Source organism: Laspinema sp. D2d (assembly GCF_025370755.1).
Classification (GTDB): domain Bacteria; phylum Cyanobacteriota; class Cyanobacteriia; order Cyanobacteriales; family Laspinemataceae; genus Laspinema.
In genome coordinates, this window is the sequence record NZ_JAMXFC010000001.1 from 145,947 (window position 1) to 165,501 (window position 19,555).

The 19,555-nt window shown below is 46.5% G+C and carries 15 protein-coding genes; 9 read left to right on the top strand and 6 right to left on the bottom strand.

The annotated features are described in order from the left end of the window. Positions 1-106: 106 nt before the first annotated feature. Together NG796_RS00655 and NG796_RS00660 are read right to left on the bottom strand one after the other, a co-directional pair. Positions 107-1,474 (bottom strand): NAD-dependent succinate-semialdehyde dehydrogenase, encoded by a 1,368-nt coding sequence (locus tag NG796_RS00655; protein WP_261203984.1) that lies wholly within the window; start codon positions 1,472-1,474, stop codon positions 107-109. Between the two features lie 236 nt (positions 1,475-1,710). Then, positions 1,711-2,670, bottom strand: coding sequence for a GDP-mannose 4,6-dehydratase (locus tag NG796_RS00660; RefSeq protein ID WP_261203985.1), 960 nt, complete (start codon positions 2,668-2,670; stop codon positions 1,711-1,713). A 170-nt stretch (positions 2,671-2,840) separates the two neighbouring features. Here NG796_RS00660 and NG796_RS00665 point away from each other — a divergent pair, with 170 nt between their 5' ends. The 4 genes from NG796_RS00665 to NG796_RS00680 all read left to right on the top strand — a co-directional run bounded on the left by NG796_RS00665 (position 2,841) and on the right by NG796_RS00680 (position 6,889). Further along, the gene (locus NG796_RS00665) at positions 2,841-3,770 is read left to right on the top strand and encodes a ribonuclease D (protein WP_261203986.1); all 930 of its coding nucleotides are present in this window, start codon (positions 2,841-2,843) and stop codon (positions 3,768-3,770) included. 239 nt (positions 3,771-4,009) lie between these two features. Continuing rightward, positions 4,010-4,450 carry an HHL1-like protein gene (locus tag NG796_RS00670; RefSeq protein ID WP_261203987.1) on the top strand — a complete coding sequence of 147 codons (441 nt, stop codon included), beginning with the start codon at positions 4,010-4,012 and terminating at the stop codon, positions 4,448-4,450. 175 nt (positions 4,451-4,625) lie between these two features. After that, positions 4,626-6,101, top strand: a complete 1,476-nt coding sequence (locus NG796_RS00675) for an AAA family ATPase (protein ID WP_261203988.1) — start codon at positions 4,626-4,628, stop codon at positions 6,099-6,101. After that, positions 6,101-6,889: a Rho termination factor N-terminal domain-containing protein gene (locus NG796_RS00680; RefSeq protein WP_261203989.1), complete on the top strand. Its 789-nt coding sequence runs from the start codon at positions 6,101-6,103 to the stop codon at positions 6,887-6,889. Before NG796_RS00675 ends, NG796_RS00680 begins: the two co-directional genes overlap by 1 nt. Positions 6,890-6,956: 67 nt before the next feature. On the opposite strand, the gene NG796_RS00685 is transcribed toward NG796_RS00680, so the two are convergent. The 4 genes from NG796_RS00685 to NG796_RS00700 all read right to left on the bottom strand — a co-directional run bounded on the left by NG796_RS00685 (position 6,957) and on the right by NG796_RS00700 (position 12,367). Then, entirely contained in the window at positions 6,957-9,008 is a 2,052-nt protein-coding gene (locus NG796_RS00685; RefSeq protein ID WP_261203990.1) for an ATP-binding protein, read from the bottom strand. A 91-nt stretch (positions 9,009-9,099) separates the two neighbouring features. Then, the gene (locus NG796_RS00690; RefSeq protein WP_261203991.1) at positions 9,100-11,190 is read right to left on the bottom strand and encodes an ATP-binding protein; all 2,091 of its coding nucleotides are present in this window, start codon (positions 11,188-11,190) and stop codon (positions 9,100-9,102) included. 51 nt (positions 11,191-11,241) lie between these two features. Next, a complete protein-coding gene (locus NG796_RS00695; RefSeq protein WP_261203992.1) occupies positions 11,242-12,093 on the bottom strand; it encodes a hypothetical protein in 852 nt (283 codons plus the stop codon). Positions 12,094-12,229: 136 nt separating this feature from the next. Next, entirely contained in the window at positions 12,230-12,367 is a 138-nt protein-coding gene (locus NG796_RS00700; RefSeq protein WP_261203993.1) for a hypothetical protein, read from the bottom strand. On the opposite strand from NG796_RS00700, the gene NG796_RS00705 reads away from it, so the two are divergent. From NG796_RS00705 to NG796_RS00725, 5 genes are all read left to right on the top strand, one after another. Next, on the top strand, positions 12,366-13,235 hold the full coding sequence (locus NG796_RS00705) for an SDH family Clp fold serine proteinase (protein WP_317619249.1): 870 nt from the start codon (positions 12,366-12,368) through the stop codon (positions 13,233-13,235). The two genes, NG796_RS00700 and NG796_RS00705, sit on opposite strands and share 2 nt — an antisense overlap. 70 nt (positions 13,236-13,305) lie before the next feature. After that, positions 13,306-14,109, top strand: a complete 804-nt coding sequence (locus NG796_RS00710) for an SDR family NAD(P)-dependent oxidoreductase (RefSeq protein WP_261203994.1) — start codon at positions 13,306-13,308, stop codon at positions 14,107-14,109. A gap of 438 nt (positions 14,110-14,547) precedes the next feature. Beyond that, the gene (locus NG796_RS00715; RefSeq protein WP_261203995.1) at positions 14,548-15,795 is read left to right on the top strand and encodes a glycosyltransferase family 4 protein; all 1,248 of its coding nucleotides are present in this window, start codon (positions 14,548-14,550) and stop codon (positions 15,793-15,795) included. Positions 15,796-15,874: 79 nt separating this feature from the next. Then, entirely contained in the window at positions 15,875-18,340 is a 2,466-nt protein-coding gene (locus NG796_RS00720; protein ID WP_261203996.1) for a hypothetical protein, read from the top strand. A 289-nt stretch (positions 18,341-18,629) separates the two neighbouring features. Then, positions 18,630-19,511: an ABC transporter permease gene (locus NG796_RS00725; RefSeq protein ID WP_261203997.1), complete on the top strand. Its 882-nt coding sequence runs from the start codon at positions 18,630-18,632 to the stop codon at positions 19,509-19,511. Positions 19,512-19,555: the final 44 nt, after the last annotated feature.

Genomic DNA, 19,555 nt, shown 5'->3' on the forward strand with positions numbered 1-19,555 from the left:
AGAAATGCTGGGTTAATGATGGTCGGAAAAATGTGAACCTTTGAGGATTCCCGAAAGGTTCAATGAGTTTAGAACCGATGACAATCGGTCGGGGTAAGGTTAGGGTTTATTTGACCCAAACGGTTTTGATGTTGACGAATTCGTGAATGCCTTGAATACTTAATTCGCGTCCATATCCGGAGCGTTTGATACCACCAAAGGGCAGGCGCGGGTCGGATTTGACTAAGCCATTAATAAAGACAGCACCTGCTTCGAGTTCTTCAATAAAGCGATCGCGTTCTTGGGGTTCGTTTGTCCAAGCAGAAGCACCCAAACCAAAGGGAATATCGTTCGCCCGGGCGATCGCTTCGTCAATATTGGCAACCCGAAATAACAAGGCAACGGGTCCAAAAAATTCTTCCCGTTCTGCCGGTATTCCGAGGGGAATATCGGTGATGAGCGTCGGAGGATAAAAGTTTCCCGGACGATCCATTAAAGGAATGCCCCCAGTCACTGCTTTGGCTCCACTTTCCACACAAGCTAACACTTGTTGGTGTAATTCCTCTAGGATTGAGCGGGTTGCCAGCGGTCCGATATCCGTTGCCGCATCCATTGGGTCTCCCACCCGTAATGCTTTGAAATGCTGAATCAAGCGTTGCTCAAACTCATCGGCGATCGCTTCTTCAACAATAAAGCGTTTTGCGGCGATACAAGATTGTCCATTATTAATCATTCGCGCTGTGGTTGCCGTTGCTGCGGCAACTTCCAGATCCGCGCTCTTCATCACAATAAACGGATCACTCCCTCCTAATTCTAGGACAGTTTTCTTGATATATTTCCCGGCTTTTTCCGCTAAACTAGAACCTGCAAACTCCGATCCCGTTAAAGCTGCCGCTTGAACCCGATCATCGGCGATCACGTCCCCTACTTTGTCAGCACCTATTAACAAAGTTTGAAACACACCCTCGGGAAATCCCGCCTCGGTAAAAATCTCTTCAATGGCAAGGGCACATTGCGGTACATTGGAAGCGTGTTTGAGTAGACCCACATTTCCTGCCATCAGTGCCGGGGCCGCAAAGCGAAACACTTGCCAAAATGGAAAATTCCAGGGCATCACCGCCAAAACGGGGCCGATGGGTTGGTAGCGCACAAAGCTGGTACTGGCGTCGGTTTTTCCGGGAACATCTGCAAGGAATTGGGCGGCATTCTCTGCATAATACCGACAACCCACTGCACTTTTTTCCGCCTCTGCGATCGCCGAAGCAAGGGTTTTACCCATTTCCAGGGTCATGATTTTCCCGTAGTGCGCTTTATTTTTTTCCAAAATATCCGCTGCAGCATTCATCCATACCGCCCGTTGGTCCAGGGGAATCCGCCGATATTTTTCAAAAGCCTGTTGCGATTTTTCCAGTTTAGCCTGAATTTCGGCATCGGTTAGGGCGGTAAAGGTTTGTATCGTTTCTCCCGTCAGCGGGTTGATACTGGCAATAGCCACGATCTCATCTCCAATTTACATAATGATTCTTGCCTAGACAACAACGTGTTCAGGCTAGATTGGTGGCATTGTTATTTTGTCAAATTTTGTGGGGTTCAAATGTTAAATTTCACGTCGATTTTTGTCTTCAATCTCAGGGGGAGCAAAAGTCGCCAATTGAGTATCCACCTGTTACAAAACCCTGACATTTGAAGGCAACAACCGGCTCAGGTTTAAAACCCGCCGGTTATTGCGGCTTAAATCCCTTGCCTTTTTGCCTCCACCATCTGTCGAACTACCTCGGGCATTTTTGACCGTGCCTCCCATCCCAGCTTTGTTTTCGCCTTCCCTGGATTACCTCGACCGATCGCAATATCGGTGGGTCGATATAAACTGGTGTCAATATTGACCCACTCCTGCCAATCCAATCCCACACTAGAAAACGCGATCGCAACAAAATCCTCTAACCGATGGGTTTCCCCGGTGGCAATCACATAATCATCCGGGTCTGGGTGCTGTAACATCAAATACATCGCCTCTACATATTCCGGCGCGTAACCCCAGTCCCGTTGCACAGAAATATTCCCGAGGTTTACTTTTTCGCGACTCCCCCCGGCAATCCGGCAGGCAGCCGCAATAATTTTTTGGGTGACAAACCGTTCGGGTCTTAGGGCAGACTCATGGTTATACAAAATTCCAGAACAGGCAAATAATCCGTAAGCTTCCCGATAGTTGGCGACTTCCCAAAAGGCGGTAGCTTTGGCGACAGCGTAGGGACTGCGGGGCCGAAATGGGGTGGTTTCATCCGCCGCGCGATCGCCCGTATCCCCAAAACATTCGCTGGACCCCGCATTATAAAATCTAATCGTTTTTCCCGTAAATCGAATCGCTTCCAACAAGTTCAGTGTCCCGGTGGCAATACTTTCTAAAGTTTCCACAGGTTGATCGAAGGATAACCCCACAGAACTTTGTCCCGCTAGATTGTACACCTCATCGGGTTCAATTTTTGTCAAAATTTGTAACACACTGCGAAAGTCATTTAAAGACATAGATTCTAACTTGACTTGTTCGCGAATGCCTAAGCGGGTCAAATTGCGAAAGGATGACATTTGCGCGTCTCGGGAGGTGCCACAAACCGTATAGCCCTTGGAGAGGAGTAATTGGGCTAGATAGGCTCCATCTTGACCAGAAATTCCACAAATGAGCGCTTTTTTCATAAATGAGTTCGCCGTCTATTGTTTAACATTTTAAGAGTTCGACTCTTTCAAAGATAGCTTAAATCAGCTAAGTCATGATTTCCAAGATGAGTTACCCTTCACTCGGGGTTAAATTCCTAGTACCCTGTAGATTTAACCTCCATAAAGAATAATCACCCCAAGTTAGCACGATGCCCTATTTAACGGATCCCACGGATATTAAAGATGCGATCGCCACCTGTACCCAAGTTCAACGCCTTTGGGTGGATACAGAAGTGGCAGATTATCGCACCAAAAATCCCCGACTTTCTTTGATTCAGATTTTGCCGGACTTCACCGGCGATTTCCCGAACTCCCTGGACCTGTTAATGAACCGGGTTTATCTCTTAGATGTGCTGAATCTCCCCCAATTAACTGCCGAATTTATCAAAACTATCATGACTAACTCGGCCATTGAAAAAGTGTTTCACAATGCCAGTTATGATCTGAGGTTTTTAGGAAAAAGCCAAGCTAAAAATGTAACTTGTACCTTAGTTTTGGCGAAAAGCTTGCCCTTGTTTATGGTGGACACCTCCAATTTTCAACTGAAAACCTTAGCTTGTGAATTGTGCGGTTTACCCCATCCGGATAGTTCAGAGCAACAAAGTGACTGGGGAATCCGCCCCCTAAGTGAGACTCAAATCCGATATGCCACCCTCGACCCGATTTATTTAGCTTATGTGCATCGCCGTCTGATGGAGATTGAACGCATGACTCAGCGCGATCCCGCAACGGATAACGTCCAAGTCCTGGCGGCAGAATATACCCGATTAAAGCACGAAGTAGCGTTACTGGAGTCGGAATTGAGTTATGTGGAACATCGCCTCAAATCGGCGATGCAAGCTCAACGGGTCAAGCAAATGGATCGGGTTAAGTTCTCCAGCTATGAGCGATCAACGTATAAAACGCCGTTTTCAGAATTGGCGAAACTGGTGCAAGAGGAACAGCTAGATTTTGATTGTGTCCTCACTCTGACAAAGGAAATGCGAACTCAGTTGGATGCCGTCAGCGATCGCCTCCCCATGTCCGTTGAAACCTCGGAAACCGTGCAGTTAAAAATCCTTCCCCCGGAGGATGAATAATTCTAGCCCACCTGAGTCCTCCAAACTGTAGGGTTGATTCGCGAATCAACCCTACATTTAGCAATTGACGGCATCTCCGGTCCCCTCCCCTTGCCAAGGGGAGGGTTAGGGTGGGGTCCCCCTCTGCAAGCAACCCAGAAGGACCAAGGATGAACAACCAAGGACAAACAACAAAAAGCATTGCAGAATTCTGAGAAATACTGTAAACTTTTGTAAATACCACCCAGGAGAAAGCCAAAGTGACGACACAACAGGGATTTGGGAACGTGCAACCGCGCAAAAAAACTGGCAAAGGCACCGCCAAGCGGGAAGAGGCAGCACAGAAGTATGAGAAAATGAAAGAAGGGGATATGCCCGAATTTCATATTTTTATGCGGATACAAGGCAAAAAAAACTGGTTTCCCGTGGGTTCCTTAATGGTGAATCGAACCAGTAAGATTAATCAAGCGATTTTTGATACAGAGGAAGACTTACGAGAAGGCGGATTTCGCTTGTTCCCCATTCTGCGAAAAAATCAACAGAATTTGGAATATGGGTATCGCTTAAAAGGGAAAGAATATGCGGAAGATCCCATCGAATTAGCAGTCCGTCCTCCAGAAAAACAGCCGAATTTTATCCAAGGGGCGATCGCCAAGTTGAAAGAGAGTTTTTCCGGTGCTAAAGAGCGATCGGCAAATTGAAAATAGTTAGCGCAATGATCATCGGGTGCGCGACAATCTACAGTAACGCACCCTTTTCATTCAGTGGCAATTGTTTTTTTTTGTTAAAAAATATTAAGATATTGTTCCAGTTTTACCTGGGGTCAGGTAAGATATAAAACGATTCCGTAAGGCACCGGATAATCCGGGTAAAACGTTGAGTTTCCATCCAGACCTTTGCCGAAACGAAAGCGAAGTCGAAAGCAAACTAATCGTCAGTTACTTGTTGCCAGCATTAGGGTACACCCCAGACAGTTGGCATCAAGAAGTGGCCTTTAGTAGCATCCGTTTAGATTTCTTAGCCTTCGCCATCCAAGCCGTTCCCTTCGTCCTCGATGCCAATTCCCCCCTGAGTGTCGTGATGGAGGCAAAAAGTCCCAAACAAAACCTAGACCGACACTTGAGAAAGTTTAAGCGATATTTAACGAAACTACAAGTTAAATATGGGGTCCTGACGAATGGTAAAGAAATGCGAATTTATGAACGAGTGGGGGAGGACATACAGCTAGTCTTTCAATGTTTAGGACAAGAAATTGAGACACAAATTGAAGAAATAAATGCCTTAATTGGCAAAGAAAGTAGTCAACATAGACAAACCCTGGATTCAGCGGAGTTCGATTCTAATCTTCCTCAAATTAAGAAGGAGTCAATTCCTGAAACAGCAGAAGAAACAATCCCGTTATCTATCGAGTTTCCCGAGGAACTATTCCCTCCTACGCCACCGCTTCCCGAACCTATTGTCAAACCAAATTCTAATACCGAGAGGAAATCTATAGTGAAAATCATTTCAGTTTATCACAACAAAGGCGGTGTCGGAAAAACCACTACAGTAACCAATCTAGCCGCCGCTTTAAGAAAAAAAGGAAAACGCGTATTAGTGATTGATTTAGATAGTCAAGCTAACACGACTTTTGCTCTAGGATTAGTAAAATTTGATGATGAAGAATTAGACGATATTAAAGATTGTAACATTCTGCAAGTGTTACAATCGGAAGACTATTACTCAATTTCCGAAGTGGCTAGAAGTTCTGCTTATAATAGCCCAGAGGTCGATGTAGTTCCGGCTCATATTGATTTAATGCAATATGAAACTGAACTAAATCAACTCGATTATAGTCGATTAATTTTAGTAGATAAACTTAATGCAGTAAAAAATCAATATGATATAGTTTTAATTGATACTCCTCCGGCTTTAAATTTTTATGCTCGTATCGCTTTAATTGCTTCGGATTATGTGTTAATCCCTTCCGACTTAAAACCTTTCGCCAATCAAGGATTAAATAATGTAAAAAATTTCATTAAAATTATTGATGGATTTCGGCGACAAATTAACAAAGTTCCTTTAGAAGTTCTCGGGGTATTGCCTTGTAAAATCTCCACCAATGCTCGATTTGTGCAATCCACTTTTAAAAAGCGAAAAAATTTAATTCCCAGTCGCTATGGGCTTCAGGTGATGAACAGTGTTATTTATGACAGAGACGATCTAGCAAAATGTGCCGAACAGATACAAATAGTCGGAGATATTGAAGTACCGGATCCTATGTCTGTCCTTGATTTTAAACCAGATTCATTAGCCGCACAAGAATTTGAAGATTTGGCTTTAGAAGTTTTAAATCGGATTGGAATGAACTGATGAAAAAGTTATTACCTTCTCTAGTAGCAGTAAAAAAAATTACCTCTTCAGTTCCTCGCGAAAGTTTCTCAGAATTGAAGTTAGAACAGTTGGGGAAACTGAGTTTAGAGGCAAGTGGGTTAATTAATCCCATTGTGCTTCGTAGAACCAGTATGCAATCCTATGAAGTTGTCGATGGACATTTTGAATATTATGCAGCAGTCAAAGCGAAAGAACTAGAACCGATGAAAGGAGAAATGATTCCAGCATTTCTTCTGGAACCGGAGAATGAGGAAGTCTTACTCGAACAAGTCAAACTATTGAGACAGGTAGGAAATCAGGCGGTGATTCCCCTGAATCCTCCCGCTGAACCTGCTGTAAATCCGATACCCGTCTTGTCAAAACCCGAAGGCGATCGGCAACCTATCGACCCTACCCTAGAACTTACCCCCTTAACGGAAGAAATTAAACAACTTAAAAGTGTTATTCAGACGTTAGAAAGCAATTTAAACAGTCGGGTAGATGGTTTAACCCGGAAAATTGAACGATTGCAAGAAAAAGATCCGATACTTGCCATTGAAGCGCTATTGCAGCAGCAATTTAAAGGACTTCAGCAAGAGTTAAAGATTGGGAAAGCTAAGACAAGCGCTAAACGTTCAGTATCTGAAAATACGAAAAATAGCGGACCCACTGTAAAACAGCTAAGGGACATAGCAAAAAATATGGGGTTGAAAGGTATCACAAAAATGAACAAAGGTGAACTCATAAATATCATTGAACAGGCAAAAACTCAATCAAGTCATCCATAGTAAATTCTCTAACTAAAAACTCCGGTCATAATTAGCCTGCACAGGGGTGAAATTTTCTTGTAAAAAACTAAAGTTTAGCCTTCTTGCCAAAAGCTTCTAACACACAAACTAACTGGGCAGATTCGGGTACTGTTTCATCTAAAATAAATAGTTTATTTTCCGTGCAAAGCTGAAAGAGTAACTCTTTAACTTGATACTCTTGGACATCATTAAACTGGTCTAAGGTATTCTGAATTAACACAGTTCGGCCCATGATTTGTTGAGTACGAACTAAGGCGAGTAAATACTCTTTGGCTTGCTTTAAGGCTTTGCTGCGATCGCCTGCGGGTCCGAGTTGTTTGGGTTTATTATCGCTGACTCCGATGATGCGGGTATATCCGGCAAATACTCCCAAAGTTTGTAATACTGGACAGTCTTCTAAAATTTGGGCATGACGAATCATTTCTTGTAATTCTTTTAAATTAGGGGTGAGACTTCCCACGACTAATTCACCAGCACAAGCGGCGTTGACTAAGCTATGATAGGTTACTAAATAATGTACGGATACCATATCCGGTAAAATGTGGCGATGGGGATGTCCTGTAAAAATTTCGGAGTAGAGTTTATTGCCCAGGTTTTTGCGCGTTCCTAAGCGTTCGCCGCGAATTAAATAGAGGGTTTTACAGCGTTGCATGGTTAGGGCTTTTTCACAGGCTTTCATGATATGATAAAAGCTGACTAGATTGGGGTCTTCTGTCCAGACAATCCCAATTCTTCCCAGTTGTGCAGGCAGGTGATAGCTGAGAGAATAACTGGCATAGGTGGCACTGGGTAAGAGTTTTTGTTGAATCCCACTCACATTTAATGCTTCCAGGGCTTCTCGGACCATTTGCATCAATTCTGGGGCAGAAAATTGGCGCAGGCGGGTAATTTTATCCTGGGTTTTATTAAATTCTTTCACCCAAACGAGGTGAAAGGCAGCAGTGACTTCGTTGGGGGAAGGTGAGATGACTGTTTCGGTTCTTGTTCCCTCCTGCTGTTTCGCCTCTTGGAACAGTTGTCTACCGAGGAGGAGTGTAAACCGAGGTAAGGTTTTTCCCCCGGGGAATTTCGCCTCTAAATCTTGTTCGGTGATGGGATAGATGGGGGATAGGGGTGGAGTTTGGGAGAGTTGGTGTAAGGGATACAATCGCATTGCCAATAATCCAGCAGCTTGATGGAGGTCGATCGCACTCAGGCGAATTTTTGTATCAATTCGGGCTAAATCTGCCGGTTGAATGCGTTTATAGTTTTGCTGCCATGTGTTGGTGATGATACTAATAATAATAACAAAGTTTTTCAGTTTTTGGTTATGAATAATAGAATTAACGTTAAATAATGCCTGTAAATTAATTAATCCATCGATGCCTCGGTCAATATTATCTAAATTATCAAAGCATAAAACCATCGGCTGAGTGGCCGAGGCAATTTTACCAAAATTAGATAAAATTTGCTGGGCAGCATTTTCGGAATCAATGGACCGTTTGACCCGCAATAGTTTTAAACTGGATTCGTCCAAATCATCCCCTTTCAGCCATTCACAAGCGAGGGGATATAATTTGGGATTGGTTAAGTCATAGAGAACGCCAAAGAACTCATTCGCATTATAGATTCCAGCGGGATAGGTTCCTTTTAATTTATGAATAAACAGTTGCCGTTCCCCAAATACCCGTTTCATGAGACTTTTATCTTGAAAAGCGGCTAATTCTTTTAACCAGAGTAACAGTTGAGATTCGGTTTGACCCTGGGGAATATACATCAAACTATCGACGGTATTGCGGAGGGTATGCCGCCAAATAAATTCGCTTTCCGGCCAAGGTCCGATATAGGCAAAAAATCCTTTAGAATTCAGGGTACTTTTAATCCGTCCTAAGAGATAACTTTTCCCCGAACCCGAATCTCCGGAAAGGAGAATTGTGCGAGTTCGATGGTCTTGGGTAACCTGTTCAACAACAGAGGTAATTTCAGTTAAGACTTCTTGATGAATGGAATCGACGGTAAAGGCGGAATTTTGGTCTTCTTGCCAAAAATTGCCCGGTCTAAAGGTGGTGGAATCGAAGGGGTTAACGGATTCTTGAATCAAGCGGTCAATAGATGCCACGGCGGACTCCTCAGTGAGAGAATACAGGGGGTAATAGGGTTGCAATTTCGTCCAGAGGCGATCGCAATTTTCTAGGCGATCGCAAGTGGAGTTATCGCTTGGTGTTCACCAAATAGACTAACTGATCTTCCAGTTTTGCATCAGGATTCAGGATGGCAACTTCAGGATAATTTTCACAAAGATGTTCAATTAAATGATGAACTTGGGATTCGTTAATATGGGAAAATTGCAAAATGGCTTCTTGGGATAACCGTTGGCGGGCCATACATTGTTGACTGATGGCCCGATTTAACAAAAAATCCTCCACGGGTTGCCACAATTCCCGCGTTGCTTCGCCGATGGGAAGACTCGGGACCAGTTCTAATTCTTGCAACAAGGGACAGTATTGTAAAATTTTAGATTCCCGAATCAGGGTTTGCAGTTCGGTTAAATTGGGGGTAGCATTGCCGACAATTAAATCTCCGCCACAGGCATCATTGACTAAACTATGATAAGTGACTAAATAATGAATAGATATCAAGTCCGGTTTGAGATGCTGATGACGAGAATTTCGGTAAATATCGTTATAGATTCGGTATCCGGTATTATTGGGATTACCGATACTTTCTTCGCGAATCAGATGCAACCTGTGACAGTGTTTCGCCGCGATCGCCTCTTGGCAAACTTTCATAAAATTGCAGAATTTCGTCAGGTTTGCATCTTCACTCCATGCCACTGCTACGGTTTCGGAAGTTCCGGGGAATTGATAGCTTAGGGAATAACTGCTATAAGTCCGACTATCCAAAAAGCGAAGCTGAACCTCGGGGACGGATAATGCTTCTAATGCTTCCCCTAACATGGCGATTAATTCCGGGGAAGAAAACTGTCGAATTCGGGAAATTCTCTCCTGAGTTTGCGTAAATTTCCGCAACCATAACAACTTGAACGCCGCCAATAAATCTGCTTTGGGTTCAGCAGTTGAGGGTAAAGTTGGCACTTCTGAGACATTGATCGCAGGTTCAGGAGAATGGGAGGATTGTTGATCCAGCACTTGGGTATATGCTACATCAATATAGTCCTGGCGATCGCGCATTAATTCTAATTTATGGTCCTGAAATAACTGTCTTCCTAACATCAGGACATTCCGAGGACGAGTTTTTCCCCCAGGAAACTTATCTTCTAACTTTTCTCGGGTAAGGGGATACAAATTAGAAGGGGGTTGGGTGGCAGATTGCCGATGCAAAATAGACAAACGACTCGCCCAAAGTGCTTCCCCTTGATACAAACTAATTTGTTTGAGTTGAACGATCGCATCAAGTCTGTCTCTATCTGTTGCTTGGATGCGAAACGCATTTTGTTTCCAAGTATCAGTAATGATGCTAATCATCACCAGAAAGTTTTTTAATTTTTGGGTATGAATAACGGAGTTTACCCCAAATAAACTGGGTAAATCAATCGAACCATCGGCTAATCGGGCAATATTATCTAATTGGTCAAAACACAGAACAATCGGGAGAGTTTCAGCGGAAATTCGGCCAAAGTTAGCGAGGATTTTTTGGGCGGCATCTTCGCTATCGATGGAATGTTGCACTCGGAGGAGTTTGAGACTTTCTTCATCTAAATCATCCCCGCGTAACCACTCGCAGGCAAGACTAGAAAATTTAGGATTGGTCAAGTCATAGAGGACGCCAAAAAACTCATTAGCGTTATAGATTCCCGTGGGATAGTTATCTCTAAGATTCCGGATAAACACCTGGCGATCGCCACGAATCATATCCATGATACTGCGATGTTCAAACTCCGATAACCCTTTCAGCCACAAAATCAATTGAGAATCTTGTTCGCCCTCGGGAACTTCCAGCAAACTATCTACCGTGTACCGAAGAATATGCCGCCAAATATAGTCACTGGCGGTAAAGGGTTCGATATACACAAAAAAAGCTTTACGATTAAGAATTCGCTTGATTCTGCCTAATAAATAGGACTTGCCGGATCCAGTTTCTCCTTCTAATAAAACAGTCCGCGTGCGATGGTCTTCCGCCACCTGATTGAGTAAGGTTTCGATTTGGGAAATGGCCTCTTGGTGAATGGAATCAACGGTAAAAGACGGATTTTGTTTTTCCTGCCAAAAGTTGCCAGACCAAAAAGTTTCGGCATCAAAAGGATTCGGTTCACGCTGAATAATTTGTTCGAGTGTTGCCATAAGAGTTCCTCAATAGAAAAATGAAGGATGAAAAATGGGTTTGTTTTCGGGTTATTGAGTTACAATAATAAAAAACAAAGGACCGCCAATATCTTGGGGAATGCCCAATTCTATTTGGTCCGGACTGTAAGAAATGGCCTCTTGTAAAGAACTTAACTCAATGCGATCGTTGCGTTGTAAGCGATAGAGTGTGCGGTCAAACTCTTCCCGGGACAAGGGCGGTTGTAACTTTTGCCGGAGATGAAAAATCGGCAAATAGTTATCGGTTGCTAATTCTCGATCTAACTGCTGAATTAGACGCACAATTTCATCATCGGATAAGGGTTGAGATACCATAACTTCCGAGGATGACGGAGGGGGTATTGTGGGGGAAGAATGGGGGGGTACAGACTCTTCAGGCGATCGCAACGATTTCCGCAAAAAGCGCAAATAATTCGTTAGCATATCCAAACTAACAACAGGTAACGTTCCACTGGGATTGTACTCTTCCCGGAGATATTCCTGCCCTCGGGAGGTCAACCAGACCTCGGTAATTTGGGTTTTTTCCGCCTTAATTAACCCCTTTTCTGCTAACCCTTGAATCACAGATTGCCCAGTTGGTGCTAGGTTGGTTTGTGCCGGAGTGATGGTAGACTCAGCACAAGCCCTTAAGATAGCCACTTCCGTCTCGGCGATCGGCAATCGGGTGGGATCGAGTTGCAGCAGCGACTTTCCTGCCGGAGAAATTGCAAAGGTCAAAATCTCCTCCGCATATCCGACTAACTCGCGATCGGCGAGTGTACGACAGATGCTATCGCGTTCCGCCGCCTTGGTTTTCGGATTCGGTTTAATCTGGGTGATGGCTGCCCGATAATCGGGAAACCCTAGTAAATCTAGCAGAAACTTGAGCTCCTGCACTTCCATGTGCTCCCCCTAACTGGATTGGCAACGACAATAAAGGACAAAACGTCTAATACCAGTTTAAATTGCAGGGAGACCCAGAAAACTGCGAGAATGGTCTTGGCGATCGCCTCCCAGGGGAAATAACCGCCTGGAACCCTTACCCATCTATCATCCCATCCAAACTGGTGATAATTTCAAACCCGACTCCAAGAGGGCGATCGCCCCACGGGTCGCATTTTTCAGCATTTACACTAAAATACCAGTAAGAGCAGCTTATTTTAAGGGTTTTATTCATGAATATGGACTTTAATTTCCTAGATTTTATTTGGATATTTGTCTTACTCGCTTCCTTGCAACCTCTCTGGCAAAAACGTCAGATTGAAACCCGCCGCTATCAAGCCATATCCGAATTTGAACGGCAACGAAATAGCCGGGTCATTCTCCTAATTCACCGCCAAGAATCCATTAGTTTGTTAGGAATTCCGTTGTCACGCTATATCAGCATTGAAGACTCCGAACAAATTTTGAGGGCGATTCGCATGACTCCCCCCAATGTTCCCATCGATTTAATCTTACATACTCCAGGGGGACTGGTTTTAGCCACCGAACAAATTGCCCGGGCTTTAATACGGCATCAGGGAAAAGTTAGCGTATTTGTTCCTCATTATGCCATGAGTGGGGGGACTATGCTGGCCCTGGCATCCGATGAAATTGTTATGGATGAAAATGCCGTCCTCGGTCCCGTTGATCCACAATTGGGAACCTCACCAGCGGCCAGTATTCTCAAAGTTTTAGAAGAAAAACCCATATCAGAAATTGATGACCAAACCCTGATTATGGCCGATATTGCCCGCAAGGCGATCGCCCAAGTCCAGCGGTTTGTTCGCACCCTTTTAGAAGATAATATTCCCGTCCAAAAAATCAACCCAGAAGATATTGATACCATCATTGAGAAACTCACCACAGGTCAAGTGACGCATGATTATCCCATTACCGTAGAAGAAGCAACAGAAATGGGTTTACCCATAACTGTTGGTTTACCTTATTCTATTTATGAGTTAATGGATTTATATCCCCAAGCTAAAGTAGCCCGTCCCACGGTTCAGTATATTCCAATGCCCTATCAAAATCGTCCGATGTTCCCGGAAGGGAAGGGGAAATGATGATGGGGGAGATGGGGAGGATGGGGGAGATGGGGAGGATGGGGAGATGATAAACAAGGAGGAAGGAGAGATGACAAATCGTGGAAATAGCGGTAGAGTGGCGGACAAAGTGGCTTGGGTTACGGGCGGGGGTTCGGGAATTGGACGGGCAACAGCGATCGCCTTGGGACAAGAAGGTGCAAGGGTTGCTGTCACCGATATTGAGGGAGAAAAAGCAGCCGAAACCGCAACAGAAATGAGGGAAAAAGGATATTCAACCCTGTCATTTAAACTGGATGTTACCGATGAAAATCAGTGGCAACAGGGCTTAGATTTAATTCTAACAGAATGGGGTCAATTAGATGTTTTAGTAAATAATGCTGGGATATCTGTTGCCCAATCTATTACTGACATGAACTTAGCCCGATGGCGGCAAGTGATGTCTGTCAATTTAGATGGCATCTTTTTGGGGACAAAATATGGGATAATCGCCATGAAGCAGGGCAAGGGGGGCAGTATTATCAACGTTTCATCCGCCTCGGGACTGAAAGCGACCCCCGGTGCGTCAGCCTATTCTACCAGTAAGGCCGGAGTCCGGTTATTTTCCAAATGTGCCGCCTTAGAAGCGGCGCAAACTGAACCCCGGATTCGGGTAAATACCGTGCTACCCGGGGGCGTCATGACACCCCTTTGGTCGAGTATGGAAGGGTGGGAAAGCTTTAAAGAACAAGCGGGAGGAGAAGCCGAATTATGGGAAAAATTAGCCGCTGATACCCCCTTAAAACGGTTTGCAAAGCCCGAGGAAATTGCTTTAGCCATTGTGTATTTAGCCTCGGATGAATCGCAATTTGTAACCGGAGCAGAATTAGTGATTGATGGAGGATTTACTGCTTAATTGAGGGCAAAATTTTCCAGCTTGTAGAGAAGGTTGCCTGGGTAAATGGAGGTGTACAGTAGTATTCCATAAAAGGGAGAAAAAACTGGGGTGCGATCCTAGATTTATAGATAGTTAGGGAGGATTTCTACAGGGTTTGTCAACAAACTGGACTGTCTTCCCCATGAAGTACCTCCGGACTAGGATAACGAGGCTCAATCAGTGGGATAATTCGGGAACAGTCTTTTTAGGGAGAATATTAAGGGTCATTTGGAAAGTTTACTAACCGGAAGGATTGAGACTCGCTATAATCAACCAATCGGTTTAATGCCGATACCCTTACCTTAGCTGCATGGAGAGCCGAATTTCAGAATAAACCCAAGCAAAGGAAGATTGAGAATAACCCATGTTATCGTTTGATTATTATAGTAGTTTACCGGATTAAGGGTTCATGATGGTATGAAAATTTTAATGATATCTTGCACCTTTCCCTATCCACCCACACTCGGGGGAACCCATGTGAGGACCTTTAACTTAATGAAATATTTAAGTCAGCACCATCATGTCATCTTAGTGACCCAGCGATCGCCCGATGTCACCGATGCCGAGGTGGAACGGTTGCGCGAGTGGGTGCAAGATGTGGCGATTTTTCCCTCTCCCGGTTCAACTGGAGGACAGGGAAAGTTAGGAAAAGTGAAGCGCTTTGCTAAATTTCTGGGCCAAGGAACCCCCCCGAACGTCCTGTCCCGGTATTCGGCCAAAATGCAGCATTGGGTCGATCATTACGTCGAATCGGTGATGGCTAAAGGTCAGAATTCAGAATTTGCCATTACCTGCGAGCATAGTGTAAACGAGATTTATGTCCGTCCGGAGTGGTCCGAGGCGATCGCCAGTGTGGTAGATATCCATAGTTCCGTTTACGGGACCTGTCGGCAGTTGCTGGAAACCAATACCTCAGAAAATACCTTGCGCGATCGCCTGCAATTGCCTCTTTTGCAAAAGTATGAACAACGCTATTGTTCTAAATTCTCTGGGGTTGTTGTCACCACCGAAGATGACCAACAGCAAATCCAAGAATTAACTCCCGATGCCAACATTTCTGTTATCCCCAATGGCGTGGATTTAGAAATGTTTCCGGTTCGCGAGATCGATCCCGGGGGACATCGCCTCGTCTTTGTGGGGGCAATGGATATATTAGCTAATATTGATGCGGTCAGATTTTTAGCCTTAGAGGTCTTTCCCTTAGTCCGCCTCCGGTATCCTGATGCCACCCTGGCCCTCGTGGGGTCCCGACCTGTACCCGAAGTCCAAGAACTCGCAAATCAGCCCGGAGTAACCGTCACAGGTCAAGTCCCTTCCGTTGCCGAATATTTGCACCAAGCGACTGTCTGCGTGATTCCAATGCGAACGGGATATGGGATTAAAAATAAAACCCTAGAGGCAATGGCCGCAGGAACCCCAGTGGTTGCCAGCGATCGCGGATTAGAAGGATTAACCGTAGAGGGACCCAATGTCCCCTTACGCGCATTACGGGCCAACGAAGTCACCGAATATGTGGCGGAAATTGGTCGTTTATTTGAAGATCGACGTCTGCGAGACCAATTATCGATAAATGCCCGACGACTCGTAGAACGGGACTATACCTGGGACGTGGCCGGAAGTCGCTACTCCAGCTTATTGAGCGAGTTATCCGCCAGCAAATCCTGATAGGATAGCAACACCTTCAATTCAGATTGGGTCTATCCAGCGTCCTAGAAACCTATCCCCCTTACCTTTGAGATCTCGGATGAACAACCCTATTCGCAAGCGAGCACCTTTGAGTCCGGCCACCGCGAACCGGCCAACGCGCAAACCAGTGCCTGTAGCGCCTGCTGGGAAATCGCGAACGCGACCCAATGGCAGCGATCGGGTGTCGCCGCCTCAGCAACCGCCCCAAGTCTCTCGATCGCAGAAGCGCGATCGCCCCCCGGAACCCAAACCCGGGAATGGATTGAGTGCGATCGCCGCTATCACCGGCAGTACAACCTTATTCTTCTGCGGGGCCTGGTTGAGCATTCGCCTCATTGTTGATCCGGCCTCCATCAACTGGGTGCAATCCTGGTTACCTGCCGCCTCCCAAGTCCCGATCGCCAACAAAGAAGCGCCTCAAACCCTCCAAGCAATCACCGATCAAATTCGAGAAGCTGGACTGATTCCCGCAGCCACCCTCTCCCTGGATCCCCCACCCCAGACCTTAAGTCTGACCCCTTCCAAAACCCAACAACAACTGCTGATGCCGGTGATGATGGAAATCCCCTGTCCTGGGACTCCAGAAGCCAATGCCGCCCCTTGTCAAGCGGTGGCCGAACTCCGGGTGTATCGCCCCGTCTTTAATCCCGACAATCCCAGTGACCCCCAGCCTTACTATCAACTCCTCAACAAGCTGGAAGTCAGCGGACCCGACCCCTCGGCGATCGTTCCCACCTTAACCGACAGTGAAGCCGCCACCTTCAGCGTGGGTCCCCAACCCCTGACCCGATTAGACGCCTTTGAAAAGTCGCCAGAACTGGGAAATTGGTTTAATTTACATAGCGATCGCACCGTTGGCAAGCGCAAAATCGCTTATGGGAAAATCATTCACTACAACCCCGAAACCTTTCACCTCAGCGAAATGACCGAATGGGTCAGTCCCGAAGGTCATTTCCCCTCCTGGGAGGACATCAGCGCAGATGAGGAACCCGAACTGGTCATCGATCGCACCATCGGCATGGAACCCCAGTTCCAAATCTATCAAATCAAACCTGTCCAATTTTTCCTCAACCCCATCCGCCTAGAGGAAATCTCCCTGATTGAACCTGTCCTCTCGTCTCGCGCCTACCGAGACGCCCTCCTCCTAGCCAGAAGTGGCTTATGGTCTGCCGCCTGGGAATTAATGGCTTCCCTCAAACAAGACAGTTCCGGTTCAAGCTGGCCCCAAGCCGCCCAAGCCCAACTGGATGTAATCCGATATCATGCCCAAATCACCCAACACCAAGCCAACGCCACCGGGATGGAACCCCCCCAGCAAATCCTCACCGCCTTGATGGATGGCAACTGGAAAAAAGCCCTTGAGGTATATGAGTTACAGCTTAAAATGGGGGATGAAATGGCAAGCTTGCTCACCGATGAGAAAGTTATCTTGTGGAATCGCATCGAAACCGCCGTTCAAGTCAACCCCGGCCAAGCTGACGCTAAAGCCTGGGGGGCATTGGTCTTAGCCGCCCGCTACAATGACAGCGAAGCCGTTGCCTGGTTTGAAGAACAAGCCCAAAATACGGCCCAACTGCGCGATCGCATTTATAATTTGCTCGATGCCCGCGCCAATGCCAGTACCTACGCCGCAAAACTCAAAACCCATAAAAGTCAAATCATCGGGACTGCCTCCATGCTGTCCCAAGTCAATCCCCAGGACTGGATTCTCCCCCAAGCCAGCCCACCCTTAGAACTGCAATCGGGACAAGTGTGGTATCAAGTGCAAGTCAGTGGGTTTAACGACTCCCGTCGCTGGCGACAAGCCCCGTTCAAAGATATTAATCTCCCCAAATCCGCCCTGGGAAATCATCTGTGGAAAGAGTTGGGATTACACAACGACCCTCAGATTCAAATCGGCGTTTGGATGCCGAATGGCGAGCAAAAAACCACCGTAGGGACCGTCAAGGGATTGCGGTTAGTCGGGGGAAACTTACTCCTGCTGACCACCAGCGATGCGATTCCCACCCCAGAAATTGGGTCAGGGGTGTCTAAACCCTTGAGTTTGACAGCGGCTGCTTTACAATGGCGATCGCCTGCACCCCAAACCCTCAAACAATTGCACCAGGATGATCCGGAATGGGTCGAGATGCTACTGCCTTCCTTGTGGCAGGAGTTGCAAACTACTGGACAGGTCCCCCAGGGTGTCGTTCCCTCCACGGCACAAATGCTGACCCAACTGGGCGGATGGTTCGTCCAATCCACGGACCTCACCGGAAATAACTGGCCCGATGCTGTGATTACCCTGCGCAGTGATGCTTTAGTGCCCTCCCCCGGATTTTCCCATGCCGCCTACCGGACCCGTACTTTAATTTTTGATGACCAAGGGGCGCTGATTTACAGTGAACTCTCCACCGCAGACAGCCAAGCAATTACCGGCATTGCCGATCTACCCACTGGCGGACTCCCCGTCTTAGTGGTAGAAGGGAGCAATGGGTACAACTTGCAACGTTGGTCCAGCGATCGCCAGCGGTTTGAGTTTTAACGCCCCCCTACTTCCGGTCCCCTGCCCTTGGCAAGGGGAGGGTTAGGGTGGGGTTCTTCTAACGTGGCGATCGCCACGTCACGAAGAAAGAGGTTTCTCCAGCCTCCATACAGGCGCGGTAAGCGGCGCTATCCCGTAGGGAAGTGCGTGAGGTGGCGTAAGCCAACTCACCGGAGACCCCACCCTAACCCTCCCCTTGCCAAGGGCAGGGGACCGGAGATACATACGGTTAAGCGTAAAAAATACAACCCCTTACAGTCCCCCTTCCGTTACCCATCCACTCTCATTCATGACAACCCAGAAACTTCGACTGCCTCGATTCATGCAATCGTCCCACGGTCCCAACTTATCCATGAAAATGATGGGAGTGGGATTAGGGATTACCTTGATGTTCGTCTTAATTGCCCTATTCTCTCCCCTGTTGATCTCCTGGGGATGGCTAACAGACCCCACAGAATTTCTCAGCCATCCCATGCATGATGCCCCCTCCTGGGACCATTGGTTTGGCACCAATCGCCTTGGATATGATGTGTTCAGTCGGACCTTGATGGGGTCTCGCGTCGCTTGGCAAGTCGTGATTTTAGCCACCGCTTTGAGTATGGCGATCGGGGTTCCCCTGGGATTAGTCAGTGGCTATTTAGGGGGTAAATTAGACCGGACCCTCTTATTCTTAATGGACACAATCTACACCTTGCCGGGATTGTTGCTGTCAATTACCTTAGCTTTTGTTGTTGGCAGAGGCATCTTTAATGCGGCGATCGCCCTGAGTATTGCCTATGTTCCCCAGTATTATCGCGTCGTCCGCAATCACACCGTCAGCGTTAAAACCGAACTGTTTATCGAAGCCGCCCAAGCAATGGGGGCCTCAACCTGGCGCGTCCTCTCCCGCTACCTGTTTTTAAACGTGATTCAAAGCGTCCCCGTCCTCTTTACCCTCAATGCCGCTGATGCCATCTTGATCCTGGGCGGATTAGGCTTCCTGGGATTAGGACTACCTGAACAAGTGCCCGAATGGGGAAATGACCTCCGTCAAGCCCTTGATGCCTTACCAACAGGCATTTGGTGGACTGCCTTTTTCCCCGGTTGTACCATGACCTTAATGGTGGTGGGATTGTCCCTCTTGGGAGAAGGATTAAACGAATTTGTGAATCCAAAAATGCGGAAGGAATAGCCCGATTTTTCGGCGAACCAGAATAAATGACCAAGGATACAGAA